The 16,514-nt window shown below is 69.2% G+C and carries 14 protein-coding genes; 9 read left to right on the top strand and 5 right to left on the bottom strand.

Annotation, left to right across the window (positions count from 1 at the left end; translation table 11 throughout):
- Positions 1-22 precede the first annotated feature (22 nt).
- From HWX55_RS18685 to HWX55_RS18660, 6 genes are all read left to right on the top strand, one after another.
- Positions 23-2,248: a polysaccharide biosynthesis tyrosine autokinase gene (locus HWX55_RS18685; protein WP_175976791.1), complete on the top strand. Its 2,226-nt coding sequence runs from the start codon at positions 23-25 to the stop codon at positions 2,246-2,248.
- Positions 2,249-2,310: 62 nt separating this feature from the next.
- The gene (locus tag HWX55_RS18680; RefSeq protein WP_175976790.1) at positions 2,311-3,270 is read left to right on the top strand and encodes a glycosyltransferase family 2 protein; all 960 of its coding nucleotides are present in this window, start codon (positions 2,311-2,313) and stop codon (positions 3,268-3,270) included.
- Between the two features lie 43 nt (positions 3,271-3,313).
- Positions 3,314-4,459, top strand: coding sequence for a glycosyltransferase family 4 protein (locus HWX55_RS18675; protein ID WP_175976789.1), 1,146 nt, complete (start codon positions 3,314-3,316; stop codon positions 4,457-4,459).
- 10 nt (positions 4,460-4,469) lie between these two features.
- Positions 4,470-5,930, top strand: coding sequence for a glucose-6-phosphate isomerase (locus HWX55_RS18670; protein ID WP_175976788.1), 1,461 nt, complete (start codon positions 4,470-4,472; stop codon positions 5,928-5,930).
- Positions 5,927-7,111: a glycosyltransferase family 4 protein gene (locus HWX55_RS18665; protein WP_175976787.1), complete on the top strand. Its 1,185-nt coding sequence runs from the start codon at positions 5,927-5,929 to the stop codon at positions 7,109-7,111. The genes HWX55_RS18670 and HWX55_RS18665 overlap by 4 nt, the downstream gene beginning before the upstream one ends.
- Entirely contained in the window at positions 7,111-8,277 is a 1,167-nt protein-coding gene (locus HWX55_RS18660) for a glycosyltransferase family 4 protein (RefSeq protein WP_175976786.1), read from the top strand. Before HWX55_RS18665 ends, HWX55_RS18660 begins: the two co-directional genes overlap by 1 nt.
- A 133-nt stretch (positions 8,278-8,410) precedes the next feature.
- Here the strand turns inward: HWX55_RS18660 and HWX55_RS18655 are convergent, their stop codons facing one another.
- Positions 8,411-9,646: an MFS transporter gene (locus HWX55_RS18655; protein ID WP_175976785.1), complete on the bottom strand. Its 1,236-nt coding sequence runs from the start codon at positions 9,644-9,646 to the stop codon at positions 8,411-8,413.
- A gap of 153 nt (positions 9,647-9,799) precedes the next feature.
- Between HWX55_RS18655 and HWX55_RS18650 the strand changes: the two genes are divergently transcribed.
- A complete protein-coding gene (locus HWX55_RS18650) occupies positions 9,800-10,270 on the top strand; it encodes a helix-turn-helix domain-containing protein (protein ID WP_175976784.1) in 471 nt (156 codons plus the stop codon).
- Between the two features lie 162 nt (positions 10,271-10,432).
- On the opposite strand, the gene HWX55_RS18645 is transcribed toward HWX55_RS18650, so the two are convergent.
- Both HWX55_RS18645 and HWX55_RS18640 read right to left on the bottom strand, forming a co-directional pair.
- Positions 10,433-11,206 carry an AraC family transcriptional regulator gene (locus tag HWX55_RS18645; protein ID WP_175976783.1) on the bottom strand — a complete coding sequence of 258 codons (774 nt, stop codon included), beginning with the start codon at positions 11,204-11,206 and terminating at the stop codon, positions 10,433-10,435.
- 25 nt (positions 11,207-11,231) lie between these two features.
- Complete coding sequence (locus tag HWX55_RS18640; RefSeq protein ID WP_006479474.1) at positions 11,232-11,573, bottom strand: FKBP-type peptidyl-prolyl cis-trans isomerase; 342 nt, start codon at positions 11,571-11,573, stop codon at positions 11,232-11,234.
- 592 nt (positions 11,574-12,165) lie between these two features.
- On the opposite strand from HWX55_RS18640, the gene HWX55_RS18635 reads away from it, so the two are divergent.
- Both HWX55_RS18635 and HWX55_RS18630 read left to right on the top strand, forming a co-directional pair.
- Entirely contained in the window at positions 12,166-13,083 is a 918-nt protein-coding gene (locus HWX55_RS18635; protein WP_175976782.1) for a metal-dependent hydrolase, read from the top strand.
- Between the two features lie 444 nt (positions 13,084-13,527).
- Entirely contained in the window at positions 13,528-15,018 is a 1,491-nt protein-coding gene (locus tag HWX55_RS18630) for a sigma-54 dependent transcriptional regulator (RefSeq protein WP_050017964.1), read from the top strand.
- Between the two features lie 28 nt (positions 15,019-15,046).
- Here the strand turns inward: HWX55_RS18630 and HWX55_RS18625 are convergent, their stop codons facing one another.
- Together HWX55_RS18625 and HWX55_RS18620 are read right to left on the bottom strand one after the other, a co-directional pair.
- Complete coding sequence (locus tag HWX55_RS18625) at positions 15,047-15,433, bottom strand: GtrA family protein (RefSeq protein ID WP_175976781.1); 387 nt, start codon at positions 15,431-15,433, stop codon at positions 15,047-15,049.
- Between the two features lie 595 nt (positions 15,434-16,028).
- The gene (locus HWX55_RS18620) at positions 16,029-16,412 is read right to left on the bottom strand and encodes a hypothetical protein (protein WP_175976780.1); all 384 of its coding nucleotides are present in this window, start codon (positions 16,410-16,412) and stop codon (positions 16,029-16,031) included.
- Positions 16,413-16,514 lie beyond the last annotated feature (102 nt).

Genomic DNA, 16,514 nt, shown 5'->3' with positions numbered 1-16,514 from the left:
GGCACCACTCAAGTGGGAACGAATGGTGAACACGCAAGCGAAACACTCCTACGCGGACCTGACCGCGAAGACCGAGGAAGAGGACTTCGTTCTCGGCCAGTTGCTCCAGGTGATCATGGACGACATCTGGCTGCTGATCGGCATCGCGGTGACGGTCATCGCGCTCGCCGGCCTCTACTGCTTCATCGCGAAGCCGGTCTACCAGGCGGACGTGCACGTGCGGGTCGAGGGCAACGACAATACGTCGCAGGCGCTCACGCAGACGCAGACGGGCGCGTCGATCAACAGCGGCCCGCAGCAGGCGCCGACCGACGCGGAAATCGAGATCATCAAGAGCCGCGGCGTGGTCACGCCGGTCGTCGAGCAGTTCAAGCTGAACTTTTCGATCGCGCCGAAGACGCTGCCGGTGCTCGGCAGCCTCGCCGCGCGCCTCGCGACGCCGGGCGAGCCGTCGCGGCCGTGGCTCGGCCTGAAATCGTACGCGTGGGGCGGCGAGCTCGCCGACGTCGACTCGATCAGCGTCGTGCCGGCGCTCGAAGGCAAGAAGCTGACGCTGACGGCCGGCCCGAACGGCACCTATTCGCTGGTCGGCGAGAACGGCACGCGGCTGCTGGCCGGCCGCGTCGGCGAAGCGGCGCAGGGCGGCGGCGTGACGCTGCTCGTGCAGAAGCTCGTCGCGCGCCCCGGCACGCAATTCACGGTGGTGCGCTACAACGATCTCGACGCGATCAGCGGCTTCCAGGCCGGCATCCAGGTGAGCGAGCAGGGCAAGCAGACGGGCGTCGTGCAGATTTCGCTGGAAGGCAAGGACCCGGACCAGACCGCCGCGATCGCGAACGCGCTCGCGCAGTCGTACCTGAACCAGCACGTGGTCGCGAAGCAGGCGGAAGCGACCAAGATGCTCGACTTCCTGAAGGGCGAGGAGCCGCGCCTGAAGGCCGACCTCGAACGCGCGGAAGCCGCGCTCACGCAATACCAGCGCACGTCGGGCTCGATCAACGCGAGCGACGAGGCGAAGGTCTACCTCCAGGGCAGCGTGCAGTACGAACAGCAGATCGCCGCGCAGCGCCTGCAGCTCGCGTCGCTCGCGCAGCGCTTCACCGATTCGCACCCGATGGTGATCGCCGCGAAGCAGCAGCTCGCGGAGCTGCAGGGCGAGAAGGACAAGTTCAGCAACCGCTTCCGCAGCCTGCCGGCGACCGAGGTGAAGGCCGTCCAGCTGCAGCGCGACGCGAAGGTCGCCGAGGACATCTACGTGCTGCTGCTGAACCGCGTGCAGGAGCTGTCGGTGCAGAAGGCCGGCACGGGCGGCAACATCCATCTCATCGATTCGGCGCTGCGTCCGGGCGCGCCGGTCAAGCCGAAGAAGGTGCTGATCCTGTCGGCCGCCGTGTTCCTCGGGCTGATCCTCGGCACGGGCGTCGTGTTCCTGCGTCGCAACCTGTTCCAGGGCATCGAGGATCCCGACCGCATCGAGCGCACGTTCAACCTGCCGCTGTATGGGCTGGTGCCGCAAAGCGCCGAACAGGTGAAGCTCGACGCGGCCGCGGAGAAGGGCGGCAGCCGTGCGCGGCCGATCCTCGCGAGCCTGCGTCCGAAGGACCTGAGCGTCGAAAGCATGCGCAGCCTGCGCACCGCGATGCAGTTCGCGATGATGGACGCGAAGAACCGCGTGATCGTGCTGACCGGCCCGACGCCGGGCATCGGCAAGAGCTTCCTGACGGTCAACCTCGCGGTGCTGCTCGCGCATTCTGGCAAGCGCGTGCTGCTGATCGACGCCGACATGCGCCGCGGGATGCTCGACCGCTACTTCGGCCTGACCGTCCAGCCGGGGCTGTCCGAGCTGCTGAGCGATCAGTCGCCGCTCGAGGAAGCGATCCGCGAGACGCCGGTGCAGGGCCTGTCGTTCATCGCGGCCGGCACGCGCCCGCCGAACCCGTCGGAGCTGCTGATGTCGACGCGCCTGCCGCAATACCTCGAAGGGCTCGGCAAGCGCTACGACGTCGTGCTGATCGATTCGCCGCCGGTGCTGGCGGTGACCGACGCGACCATCATCGGCCGCATGGCCGGCTCGACGTTCCTCGTGCTGCGCTCGGGCATGCATACCGAAGGCGAGATCGCCGATGCGATCAAGCGCCTGCGCACCGCGGGGGTCGACCTGGAAGGCGGGATCTTCAACGGCGTGCCGCCGAAGGCGCGCGGCTATGGCCGCGGCTATGCGGCCGTGCACGAATACCTGAGCGCTTGATCGCATTTCACGACACCGGGCCGGCGCGAGCGGCGCCTGCCCGGCCGACTGGAGAATCCTTGATGAAAATTTCCGTGCTCGTTCCGACCTATCGGCGTCCCGCCGACCTCGCGCGCTGCCTGCTGGCGCTGCAGCGGCAGCAGCGGCTGCCCGACGAGGTGATCGTCGTCGCGCGCCCGGAGGACGACGCCACGCACGAACGGCTCGCCGATCCGGCGGTCGGCGGCGCGCTGCCGCTACGCATCGTGCCGGTCGAGGTGGCCGGCCAGGTCGCCGCGCTGAACAAGGGGCTCGACTCGGTGAACGGCGACATCGTCGCGATCACCGACGACGATGCGGCGCCGCACGCGGACTGGCTCGCGCGCATCGAAGCCGCGTTCCTGTCCGACCCGCGCGTGGGCGCGGTCGGCGGGCGCGACTGGGTGCACGAGAAGGGCCGCCTGCTCGACGAATCGCGCGAGCTCGTTGGCCAGCTCACGCTGTCGGGCAAGATCATCGGCAACCATCACCTCGGCGTCGGCGGCGCGCGCGCCGTCGACATGCTCAAAGGCGCGAACATGAGCTACCGCCGCGCCGCGATCGAACGGCTGCGCTTCGACACGCGGCTGCGCGGCGCCGGCGCGCAGGTGCACAACGACATGGCGTTCAGCATGGAAGTGCAGCGCGCGGGCTGGACGCTGCTGTACGACCCGGCGATCGCGGTCGACCATTTCCCGGCCGAGCGCTTCGACGACGACCGGCGCGATGCGGCGTCGCTGAACGCGATCAGCAACGGCGCGTACAACCTGCAACTGACGCTGCGCGAGCATCTGCCGCCGGTACGGCGCGAGATCGCGTGGTGGTGGTGGACGCTGGTCGGCACGCGCGTCTATCCGGGCTTCGCGCACGTGCTGCTGTCGCTGCCGACCGCGCGGCGTGCCCGCGTGCTCGCGCACTGGCGCGCGGTGCGCCGCGGCGCGCGCGATGCGCGTCGCACCGACCTTGCCCCCCATCGTGCGGCGATGCCGCCGGTGACGTCTTGAACGGCCTGCGCGCCTCGCGCGCGGCCATGCCCGGAGGGCTCGCATGACCACGAAGGCTGCAACGAACGTTCACGTCCATCTGTTCTACGGCGCCGATCCGCGTACCTACCGGAAAGGCGACGACATCGGCTGCCTGTACGGCTATCACCACGCCGAATCCGACGAATTCCGGCTGACCTATTCGCAGGACGGCCGCGAGAACCGCGTCGTGAGCGTCGCGCGCCGCGCGCTGAAGGCGGCGCTCGGCTTCGATATCGTGCATGCGTGGCGCAACCGCGCGGCGCTGCTCGCGACCGACGTGATCTGGACGCATACCGAGCAGGAGCATCTGGCCGCCGCGCTGATCCTCAAGCTCGCCGGCGCGCAGGGCAAGCGCCCGCTGCTGCTCGCGCAGAGCGTATGGCTGTTCGACAAGTGGGGCAGCTTCGGCGGCCCGCGCCGCTGGCTGTACCGCAAGCTGCTCGCGCGCGCCGACGCGCTGACCACGCTCGCCCGCGACAACGCCGACCTGTGCCGCCGCTATCTCGGGCGCGACGCCGAATTCGTCTATTACGGGCTGAATACGCAGGATTTCCCGCCGGTCGAGCCGCGGCAGTGGCGGCCGAACCGGCCGCTGCGGATCGCCGCGATCGGCAACGACCGCGACCGCGACTGGCGCACGTTCCTCGCCGCGTTCGGCGGCGACGCGCGCTACGACGTGCGGCTCGCGACGCGCCGCCGCGTGCCGCGCGAATGGCATGCGTCGAACGTGAAGATCGGCCCGGCGTCGGGGCTCGCGAAGCAGCACGAGCTGTACGCGTGGGCCGACGTGATCGTCGTGCCGCTGCGGCCGAATTTCCATGCGTCGGGCATCACCGTGATGCTCGAGGCGGCGGCCGTCGGCAAGCCGATGATCGTCTCCGACGTGGGCGGCCTGAGCGACTACTTCCCGCACGATACGGCCGCCTATGTGCCGGCGTTCGACGTGCAGGCGATGCGCCAGGCCGCCGATCGCTTCATCGCCGATCCGGCGGCGGCGCTCGACTGCGCGCGGGCCGCCGCCGCCTGCCTGCGCGAGCGCGACCTGACCACGCAGGCGTTCGCCGAGCAGCACGTGCGGATCACGCGCGACATGCTGCGCCGGCGCCGAACGCCCGCGGCGGCCGGCGTCGCGATGCCGCTCGCCGATTCGCACCCTTCGTCGCAGTGAGCGCGGATCGATGAGTACGATTGCCGCCGAACGCGCGCCGTCGCGCAACTGGTTCGCCGAGCCGAAGCACTGGGCCGGGCAGGCCGGGCTGTGGACGTTGACCGCCGCGCTGATCGCGATCCACCAGGGCAAGGTGCTGACGCTCGCGTTCCCGGTGCTGGCCATCGGCGTCGGCATCTGGCTGTATTTCAAGAGCCCGGCGCGCTATGTCGGCTTCATGTGGTGGGTGTGGTTCCTGAGCCCGGAAGTGCGGCGCCTGGCCGACTGGTCGAAGGGCGCGTTCACGCCGACGAGCCTGATCCAGGTCGCGCCGCTCGCGGTGACGATGATCGCCGGCCTGGGGCTCATCCGGCATTACCGCGTGCTCGCGCAGCGACGCGGGATTCCGGTACTGCTGATCCTGTTCGGGCTCGTGTATGCGTACCTGGTCGGGATCGTGTCGAGCGGCGTGATGGCCGCAACCTACGACCTCGCGAACTGGCTGTACCCGATCCTGATCGGCTTTCACATCATGGTGAACGCGCGCAACTATCCGGAGTATCGCGACGTGCTGCTGTCCACCTTCATGTGGGGCATGCTCGTGATGGGCGTGTACGGCGTCGTGCAGTACTTCGTGATGCCGCAGTGGGACGTGCTGTGGATGGTCGGCTCGCAGATGGGCTCGCAGGGCGAGCCGGTGCCGTACGGCGTGCGCGTGTTCAGCACGATGAATTCGTCCGGGCCGTTCGCGTTCGCGATGATGGGCGCGCTGGTGTTCGTGCTGGTCGCGCCGCAGAAGATCCGCTGGTTCGCGGGCGCGGCCGGTTTCGTGTCGTTCGCGCTGTGTCTCGTGCGCTCGACCTGGGGCGGCTGGGTGATCGCGCTCGCGATCCAGCTCGTGCAATCGAGCAACCGCGTGCGGATGCGGATCCTGATCAGCGGCGTCGTGCTGGTCGGGCTGTGCGTGCCGCTCTTGACCGTCGGGCCGGTGGCCGACCGGCTCGGCGCGCGCCTGCAGTCGATCACGAACCTGAAGGACGACCGCAGCTACGACGACCGCAACAAGTTCTACGCGACCTTCGCGCAGACGGCGTTCACCGACGTCGCCGGCGAAGGGATGGGCGCGACCGGCGCGTCCACGAAGCTGTCGAGCGACAGCGGCGAGCTCGGCAAGTACGGCAGCTTCGACAGCGGCGTGATGAACGTGCCGTTCGTGCTCGGCTGGCCCGGCACGCTGCTGTATCTCGCCGGGGTCGTGATGCTGTTCGGCCGCACGTTGCGCGCGGCGTTCAAGCTGCGCCAGGACAAATTCGTCGGCGCGTGCCTGAGCCTGTGCCTGTCGACCTTCGCGATGCTCGTGTTCACGAACTCGCTGATCGGCACCGGCGGCCTGCTGATGTTCACAGCCATTTTTTCGATACTTGCCGCGGCGCACTGGCAGAAGGCGCAACGCCTGCTGGCCGCCGCGCGTTCACGGGGAGGCGACCATTGAGAATCGCGATCGTCACGCACGTCGTGCGACATAACGACGGGCAGGGCCGCGTCAATTACGAAATCGCGCGCGCGGCGCTGGCCGAACACTACGAGGTCACGCTGGTCGCGTCGCATGTCGCGCCCGAGCTGCTGGCCGATCCGCGCGTGCGCTGGGTGCCGGTGAAGGTCGGCGGCTTCTGGCCGTCGAATCTCGTCAAGCAGCAGGTGTTCGCGCTGAAAAGCGCGGCGTGGCTGCGCGCGCACCGTGGCGAATACGACGTGCTGCACGTGAACGGCTTCATCTCGTGGATCAAGGCCGACGTGAATACCGCGCACTTCGTGCACGGCGGCTGGTTCAAGAGTCCGTACTATCCGTTCGGGCCGACCAAGGGGCTGTGGTCGGCCTACCAGTACGTCTATACGCGCGTGAATACCGTGCTCGAGCGCTGGGCGTACAAGCGTTCGCGCGCGATCACGGCGGTGTCGCAAAAAGTGGCCGACGAGATCGCCGGGCTCGGCATCGACAGCCGCAAGATCAGCGTGATCTACAACGGCGTCGACGGCAGCGCGTTCGCGGGCGCGCAGGCCGACCGTGCGGCGTTCAAGTTGCCGGACGACGCATTCCTGCTGCTGTTCGTCGGCGATCTGCGCACGCCGCGCAAGAACCTCGGCACCGTGCTGAAGGCACTGACGAAGCTGCCCGCGAACGTGCATCTGGCGGTGGCAGGCTATCTGCCTGGCAGCCCGTATCCGGAAGAAGCGCGCGCGCTCGGCATCGATTCGCGCGTGCATTTCCTCGGGCTCGTGAAGAACATGCCGACGCTGATGCGCTCGGTCGACGCGTACGTTTTTCCGTCGCGCTACGAAGCGATGAGCCTGTCGCTGCTGGAGGCGATGGCGGCCGGTCTGCCGGTCGTCACCGCGCGCACGGCGGGCGGCGCGGAAATCATCACGCGCGAATGCGGGATCGTGCTGGAGGATCCGGACGACCCGGCCGCGCTCGCGCAGGCGATCGGCGCGCTCGCGGCGTCGCGCGACACCTGTCGCGCGATGGGCGACGCGGCCCGCGAACTGATGACCCGTTTCGGCTGGGCGCACATGGGCGCCCAGTACGTCGCGCTTTACCGGCGCATCGGCCAACCCACGCAGCCGTCCGCGTTCGAGCGGGTCGAGCATGCAATCACGCAGGAGCAACCGTGATGTCCCACTCTTCCCGGCCGATCAAATCGTTGCAGATCGGCATGCACTGGTTCCCCGAACGCGCGGGCGGCCTCGACCGGATGTACTACTCGCTCGTCGGCGCGCTGCCCGGCGCGGGCGTCGAGGTGCGCGGGCTCGTCGCCGGCTCGCCGAAGGTCGCCGACGACACGGGCGGCGCGATCCAGGGCTTCGGGCCCGCGTCGCAGCCGCTCGCGCGCCGGATGCTCGCCGCGCGGCGTGCGCTGCGCGACGAGATCCGCAGCGAGCGGCCGGACGTGATTTCGTCGCACTTTGCGCTGTACACGTTCCCGGGCCTCGACGTGACGCGCGGGATTCCGCAGGTGTCGCACTTCCAGGGGCCGTGGGCCGACGAAAGCCAGGTCGAGGGCGCCGCGTCGCTCGGGCAGCGCGCGAAGCGCTATCTCGAACAGGCCGTCTATACGCGCTCGTCGCGGCTGATCGTGCTGTCGCAGGCGTTCGGCCAGATCCTGACGCACCGCTACGGGATCGATCCGTCGCGGGTGCGCGTGATTCCCGGCTGCGTCGATACCGCGCAGTTCGACACGCCGCTCACGCCCGCCGAGGCGCGGCACAAGCTGCAACTGCCGCAGGACCGGCCGATCGTGCTCGCCGTGCGCCGGCTCGTGCGGCGCATGGGGCTGGAGGACCTGATCGACGCGATCGGCATCGTCAAGCGCCGTCACCCGGACGTGCTGCTGCTGATCGCCGGCAAGGGCAAGATCGGCGAGGAACTGCAGCAGCGCATCGACGAAGCGGGGCTGCAGGACAACGTGAAGCTGCTCGGCTTCGTGCCCGATCATCATCTCGCGGCGCTGTACCGCGCGGCGACAGTCAGCGTCGTGCCGACGGTCGCGCTCGAGGGCTTCGGGTTGATCACCGTCGAATCGCTGGCATCCGGCACGCCGGTGCTGGTGACGCCGGTCGGCGGGCTGCCGGAGGCGGTCGCCGGGTTGTCGAACGATCTCGTGCTGCCGTCGACGGGCGCCGATGCGATCGCCGAAGGGCTCGGCGGTGCGCTGTCGGGCGCGATCGCGTTGCCCGACGAGACCGCGTGCAAGCGCTATGCGCGCGATCATTTCGACAACGCGGTGATCGCGCGACGCGTGGCTGGCGTGTACGAAGAGGCGATTCAGGCGGCAGGCTGAACGCTCGCGGCGCGCAGCGGAGCCGCAGCGCGACCGAAAGCCCGACCGGCGCGCGTGCGCGGCCGGTTCGCATGCCGGCCGCCCGTCTGGGGCGGGCCGGCTTTTCCCATTCCATCCGCACGACCGGCGCGCATCATGCGCGCCGCAGCGTCGCGGCCCATGCGCCAAGCGCGGCCACGCTCACCCCCGCGCCGAGCACGCACACGCCTGTCCATCCGGCGCGCGCATACATCATCGTCGCCGCGATCGCACCGAGCCCGCTGCCGGCCGAATAAAACAGCATGTAACAGCCGACGAGACGCGCATGCGCGTCCGGCCGCGTGCCGAGAATCATGCTCTGGTTGACGACGTGCACGGCCTGTCCGCCGACGTCGAGCAGCACGATGCCGACGATCAGCGGCGCAATCGACGTAGTGCCGAATGCGAGCGGCAGCCACGCGCACGCGAGCAGCGCGAGTGCGGCGCCGGTCGTCGCTTCGCCGCGCCCGCGATCCGCGAGCCGGCCCGCGCGCGCGGCGGCTGCCGCGCCCAGCGCGCCGACGAGGCCGAACGCGCCGATCTGCGTGTGCGACATCGCGTGCGGCGGCGCGCTCAGCGGCAGCACGAGCGCGCTCCAGAAGATGCTGAACGCCGCGAACATCAGCAGCGCGATCGCACCGCGCACGCGCAGCACGCGTTCGTCGCGCAGCAGCGCCACCATCGAGCGCAGCAGCGCCGCGTAACCGATGCGTTCGCGCGGTGCGTGCCGATCCGGCAACAGCCGCGACAGCACGACGAGCATCGCGATCGCGAGCGCACCCGATACCAGATAGACGGCCCGCCACCCGGCGATGTCGGTGACGACGCCCGCCACCGAGCGCGCGACCAGTAGCCCGACCACGACGCCGCCCTGCGCGGCACCCACCACGCGGCCGCGTTCGCCTGCGCCGGCGAGCGCGGCCGCGCACGCGATCAGCCCTTGCGTCATCGCGGTGCCGAGCAATCCGACCGCGACCATCCCGGCCAGCAGCGCGACGCGTGTCGACGCGGCAGCCACGCCGATGCAAGCCGCGCTCAGCAGCACAAGCTGCACGGAGATCAGGCGCTTGCGGTTCAGCAAGTCGCCGAGCGGCACGACGAACAGCAGCGCGAGCGCGCAGCCGAGCTGCGTCGCGGTGACGACGCCGCCGACGGCGGCCTGCGACACGCCGAAATCCCGCGCGATCGAATCGAGCAGCGGCTGCGCGTAGTAGACGTTCGCGACGCTCGCCGCGCAGCAGACGGCCAGCAGCGCGACGCGCGCCGACGACAGGCGGCCGCCGTCGGCCGGATGGACCGCATCGGTTCGCGCGTTCGATGCAACGGTGCCGGAACGGCAGGATGACTCCATGGTTGCCTCACGCAATGTAGTTGCAATTTGAAACTTGTTTGGAGTGTAGGGAAAGTGGTTTTAAAATGCAACCTGTTGGGTGACGGGCCAAAGGCCCGCGCACGGATGGCCGGCATGCCCGCGAAGGCGGCCGGCGCGATTGCGGAGAGGAAGATGGCCAGGCAGAAAAGTCTTGCGGATTCGCCGTGCCCGGTGGCGCGCGCGACCGATATCGTCGGCGATCGCTGGGCGTTGCTGATCGTGCGCGATGCGTTCGACGGCGTGCGCCGCTTCGGCGATTTTCGCGCGAGCCTCGGCGTCGCGAGCAACATCCTGTCCGACCGGCTGAAACGGCTGGTGGACGCCGGCGTGTTCGACGTCGTGCCGGCCTCCGACGGCACCGCGTATCAGGAATACGTGCTGACCAAAAAGGGCGAGGGGCTGTTTCCGGTCGTCGTGATGCTGCGGCAGTGGGGCGAGGCCAACCTGTTCGCGCGCGGCGAGCCGCATTCGGTGCTGGTCGACCGCGGCACCGGGCGCGCGATCCGCAAGCTCGCGCTGCGGCACGACGACGGCCGGCCGGTGAAGGCGGCCGAGACTATCGTGAAGAAGATCGGTGACGAAGCGGGCACGACGCGTCGGTGAGCGCGATGCGCGGCCACCATCGGCTGGACGCGCAGCGCGTTTATGCGCGGTACGGCCTCGCACGGAACGGACAGCGGCTGTCGAAGCTCATTCGGCCGTGATGCCACGGCGCGAGCGAGCGCCGCATCCGCTATCGCGGGAAAACCGGTGTCGCTGGGCCGTTCATTGCCGTCCGCCGCGCCAGCGTCCCGGCGCGACGCCGAAGCGCTTCGTGAACGCATGCGTGAACGTGCTTTGATCGGCGAAACCGACGCTGCCCGCGATGTCGACGAGCGAATGCCGGCCGTCGGCGAGCAGCACGACCGCTGCGTCGAGCCGCAGCCGCTGCAGGTAGCGATGCGGCGTTTCGCCGAACGCGTCGACGAACAGTTGATGAAACCGGCGCATCCCGTAGCCGCAGTGCGCGGCGAGATCGGCGATGCGCAGCGGATCGGCGAGCCGCGCGCGCAGCCAGCGGTCGATGCGCGCGAAATCGAGGCCCGACGCGGGCGCGGCAATGCCGGCATCGTCGAGCAGCGCATCGCACAGGCGTGCGGCGGCCTGCCACTGGAAACGGTGCGCGGCCGCCTGCCGTGCGTCGCCGGCCGGCGCATCGTGCTGCACGGCGACGGCCGCGACCTGCGCGACGAGCGACGTGAGCGCCGGGTCGATCGACACGGCGCGCGCATGGTCGAACAGCCGCTGCGGCACCGCGAGCGATGCGGCGGGCAGGTCGATCACGAGCTGGCGATTGTCGCCGAGGCCCGCGTAGTCGTGGCGCGCGCCGGCCGGAATCAGCCAGGCCGCGTGCCGGTCGATGCGCCGGCCGACCCCGTCCACCGCCATCACCATCGCGCCATCGACGCCGAGCACGACCTGGTGGAAGTCGTGCACGTCCGACGCTTCGCACGTGGCGTAGCGGCGCAGCGCGATGGCGGGGGAGGCGATGCGTTCCATCGGAAGGAAGCGGCCGGATGCGGGGTCAGACGTCGAGCAGTTCGACTTCGAACACGAGCGTCGCGTTCGGCGGAATCACGCCGCCTGCGCCGCGCGGGCCGTAGCCGAGTTGCGGCGGAATCGTCAGGCGACGCACGCCGCCGACCTTCATCCCTTGCACGCCTTCGTCCCAGCCCTTGATGACCATGCCGCCGCCCAGCACGAACGCGAACGGGTCGTTACGATCCTTGCTCGAATCGAATTTCTGACCATCGGTCAGCCAGCCCGTGTAGTGGACGCTGACGGTCTTGCCGGCTTGCGCTTCCGCGCCGGTGCCTTCGGTCAGGTCTTCGTACTTGAGGCCCGATTCGGTCGTGATGACGGACATGATTTCTCCTGAAAGAGCGTGATGTAAAACCGCTATTGTAGGCGAGCGCGCAGCGGGCCGGCGCGTGCGGATTTCGCGCTGCCGTCCGCGTGTCGGCAAGCGTGGCGGCAAGCGTGGCGGAGCGCCGCGCGCGGGATCGCCCGACACGCCATTGGAACGCGCGTTTGAATTTTTCGCGCGTCGCGGGGCCGAGGTTGCACCACGCGAGTGCGCCGAGTGTATGAATCGACGCGCCGGCACGCGTTGCCGCAGACTGCACGACCGTTGCCGGATTGCACGACACGCCCGCCACACGAGGCTTGCGGGCGGGCGGCGCGGCGCCGAACCGGTTCCGGCGCGTCACCCGTACGCCAACCCGCGCGTTCGAATCGCGACCTGTCCACGCGCCGCTCGCGCGCCGTTTTTTCCGCCTTTCCGACCGTGCCGTGTTTGGAAGCGCGCATCTACCGCGCGGCTTGCGCGGGCCGGCGCGCGCGGCCTATCTTTACATCTGTCGATGTCAGGATTTGGCGGCGCGCGATGTGCCGCCCGGGCTTGCGCCGGCTGCGTCGGACGATGCGCCGGGCCGCTCCGCAACAGGAGAACGATGAACATGAAGTCAGCCGCTTCCGCCACCGCAGCCGGCATCATGCCGATGCGTCGCGACCTGCGCTTCGACCTGCCGGTCGAACGCGCGAAGGACTGGCATGGCCTCGGGTCTCACGTGACCCATTTCTTCAACGCGCTATCGCTGCTGTTTCCGGCCGGCGAGCGTTTCTTCATGGATTCGGTGCGCCACTACCGCGACCGGATCGACGATCCGGTGCTGAAGCAGCAGGTGCTCGGCTTCATCGGCCAGGAGGCGATGCACACGCGCGAGCACGTCGAATACAACGAACTGATGCAGGCGAACCGGCTGCCCGCGCGCAAGCTCGACAAGCGCGTGTGGACGGTGCTCGGCTACCTGAAGCGCAAGCTGCCGCATTCGATGCAGCTCGCGCACACGGTGGCGGCCGAGCACTATACGGCGATGCTCGCCGACTGGCTGTTGAGCGACCCGACGCGCCTGGCCGGTTCGGTCGAAGGCTACCGGCAGATGTGGCTGTGGCACGCGCTGGAGGAAACCGAGCACAAGGCCGTGTCGTTCGACGTATGGAATGCCGCGATGAAGCCGGGGCTGCGCCGTTACCTGATCCGCATCGGCGTGTATCTGCTGACGACGCTGACGTTCTGGCCGACCGTGTTCCTGATCCATGTGACGCTGCTGTGGCGCGATCGCGGCGCCGGCCATCACGTGCGCGGCCTGCTGCGGGTGATCGCGTTCCTGTACGCGCCGCGCCGCGGGCTGTTCCCGCGCATCGCCGGCGAATGGCTGAGCTTTTTCCGGCCGGGCTTCCATCCGTGGGATCACGACAATCGCCACCATCTCGCGCGGGTCGACGCGCTGGCCGCCCGCTACGGCCAACACGGCGGCACGCCGGCCGGCCGCGGCCGCGCGAACGCGCCGGCGCCGCTCGCGTCGGGCCGCTGACCGGGCCACCGCCGCACGGCGGCGCGCCGCGCATGTTGCGTGCGTGCATCATCTGACCGCTTCCGACGATTGACACAAATCAACCGGAACCGGTTGCCCGGGCGCCCGCCTGCCCGGCCCACCGGTTGCGCACGCATGCGCCGGCACGCCGATCAGACGTGCGCCGCGTCGCGCGCAATCGCCGCGCGCCAGCACCGGCGCGGCTGTGCGCGCACGGCGCCGGCCCTTTCCACTCGCACGCCGTGCCCGCCTCCGGGATAACACCCATCCAGCCGCAGGCCGGCCGCATCGATATACCGTTCATGGCAACGTCGACCGCCGGCGCGATTCATGCGCAGGGGGATTTTATTCGGACGGAAATACGGCCAATATGTCGGTTCGATCGTGTCCGTCGTACGCGGCGGTGAGCCGGCGCGCGATACCAACGCCAAGCGGGGAACAACGATGGTTGCAAGGTCACCCGACGCAAACGGGCAGGCGGCGCCCGAGATGACGGACGTGTCCGTCACCGCTCCCGAGGCCGGACGCAAGCTGTTCGTGATCATGCGCACGCCCGACGAGCCGTTGCTCGCACAACTGCGCGGGCTCGGCTGGGAGATCGCGGTCGCGAAGACGGCCGGCGCCGCGCAGAACATGACCTCCGGCGTGAGCGTGGCCGCCGGGCTGGTCGATTTCACCGGGTTCACGTCGCGCGACTATCCCGCGCTGAAGATGTGCCTGAGCCAGCCGGCGATCGGCTGGATTTCCATCGCGCAGGCCGGCATCACGATCGGCCCCGCCGTGCGCGAGCTGATCCGCAGCTATTGTTTCGATTACGTGACGCTGCCGCTGCCGTACGAATGGATTTCGCACGTGCTCGGCCATGCGCGCGGGATGGCCGCGCTCGATCGCGTCGACGGCGCCGCCTATGCGGCGTCGATCGGCGAACACGGGATGATCGGCAACTGCGAGGCGATGCAGCAGTTGTTCAGCACGATCCGCAAGGTCGCGAAGACCGACGCGAGCGTGTTCATCTCGGGCGAATCGGGCACCGGCAAGGAACTGACGGCGCTCGCGATTCACGAGCGCTCCGGCCGCGGCAAGGGGCCGTTCGTCGCGATCAATTGCGGCGCGATTCCGCATCACCTGCTGCAGTCGGAGCTGTTCGGCTATGAACGCGGCGCGTTCACCGGCGCGAACCAGCGGCGCGCGGGCCGGATCGAATCGGCGAACGGCGGCACGCTGTTTCTCGACGAGATCGGCGACATGCCGGTCGAAAGCCAGGCGAGCCTGCTGCGCTTCCTGCAGGAAGGCAAGATCGAGCGGCTCGGCGGGCAGGAATCGATCGCGGTCGACGTGCGGATCATCTCGGCCACGCACGTCGATCTCGACGGCGCGGTCGAGGCAGGGCGCTTCCGCGCGGATCTCTATCACCGGCTGTGCGTGCTGCGCATCCACGAGCCGCCGCTGCGCGCGCGCGGCAAGGACATCGACATCCTCGCGCACTACGTGCTGCAGAAATTCAAGGCCGACAGCGGCCGCAAGATCAGCGGCTTCACGTCGGCCGCGCTCGACGCGATGCGGCGCTACGAATGGCCCGGCAACGTGCGTGAACTGATCAACCGCGTGCGGCGCGCAATCGTGATGGCCGAGAGCCGGCTGCTGACGCCGCACGATCTCGGGCTCGAGACGCCCGGGGAAACCGAACCGGTGACGCTCGAACAGGCGCGGTCGCTGGCCGAGCGCACCGCGATCGAGAACGCGCTGCTGCGCAACGACCACCGGATCAACAAGGCCGCCGCCGAACTCGGCATTTCACGCGTGACGCTCTACCGGATGATGATCGAGCACGGGCTGAACGATCACGACAACACCGGCGGCAACGGCGGGAATGGCGACAGCGGCGGGCACGACGGCGCGCCGTCGGACGACGCGGGGCATCAGCGGGTCGGATGAGCGGCGCGCGCGATGCGTGCGGCGCGGCTCACCGATAGGTCCACAGCCGGTGCAGCACGAACGTGACGGGCGGCACGCACAGCACGACCGCGACGATGCTCCATGCGCGGGCGAGCCCGAGCGCGTCGGTGCCGCGCGCCAGCAGCATCGTCGCGGCGAGGCCGGCCGTCGCGACCGCGAGAAAGCGCACGAAGTTGCCCCACGTCACCGGCGACGAAAAACTCCACAGCGTGTTGGCGAGATACGAGAACGCGGTCGAACAGACGAACGCGGTCGCGTTCGCGATGACGGGCGTCGCGTCGAACAGCGCGAACATCGCGGCGGCGATCAGCGCATGCAGCGCGGTCGAGCCCAGGCCCGACACGCCGAAGCGGATCAGTCTCGCGCGCTCGGCGGCATGGAAGGTACGGATCATCGTGGGCGGGCGGTTGCGCGAGGTTGCGTGAAATCGCGTGAGGTCGCGTGAAGCGGTGTCGCAGTATAGCCATGCGATCGGCCGCCGCGTCCAGCGTGCGGCAGCGACGGGCGGTGCGTCTTGCCGCCGCCGGGCATGTAAAGCGCATGAAACATTTCGCGTTGACCGCCACGCGAATTTCCGCGGCGAACCGGGCCGATCGGCCAGCCCGCCGCCGGTAAAAATTCCGCGCTCCATTGTTCAGCCTTATTCCGCAAGGCCCCGCCGTTGCGCGGCCGGCGCGTGCCGCGGCGCCGATGTTTCAGTTTCGTAACTTCCGGCATTCCACGCCCGTTCCGGCCGCCGGCCGGTTCGGTCACCGCCTTGTCCGGCAGGGCTCGCGCGGCGCTGGCCCGCTCCTTGCGAAGAAGGTCATGCGAGAGTCGACGACGCGAGATCCGTCCGGTCCGGCAGCGAAAGCCGCCGCTACCGGCCAGGATGCAGTCCGCGGGGATGCGGCGGCCGGGCGCGGTGCAGCGGGCCGCGTCACGGCGAGCAGGAAACGTCGTCGCCCGATCGCCGGGGCATCGGCATCGTCCGGTTGCCGGAACAAACATCAGACAGCAAACGGGGTAGAAAAATGATCGATCATCACACGCCGCGGTCCGCAGGCCGCGATCGCAGTGATTCGGGACATCGCCGCTCGAACGTCGCGCTTGCGGCCGACCGGCATGCGTCGACAGGCCATCTCTCCGCGCCCGGTGCGAGGCGGATCCGGCTGCTTGCCGGTCATCCGCGCCGGGTCGGCACTTTCCTGCACGCGAATCCGATCCGCATGGGCATGTGCACACGGGCGCCGATACCGCGACGTCCGATCTTCGCCTATTGACGCGAGCGGCACGACGTTCGTTCGCACGGCCATCATTTCCGCGAACGATTGATCCGTTGTCCGAACGATGGTCGACGCATCGTGCTGCGCGCGATGCAGGAAGACAGGCATTCGATGCAACGGCGAACCACGCGCCGCCGTTGCCATCCGGTTGAAGGGGAGGGGCGGTCGGACGCGCGCGACGGAAGCAGTATCCGTACGCGCGCGACGCCG

The sequence above is a fragment of the Burkholderia sp. BCC1047 genome (assembly GCF_902833155.1).
Classification (GTDB): Bacteria; Pseudomonadota; Gammaproteobacteria; order Burkholderiales; family Burkholderiaceae; genus Burkholderia; species Burkholderia sola.
The sequence above is the reverse complement of the archived record's forward strand: the minus strand, read 5'-3'. Positions and strand labels throughout refer to the sequence as shown.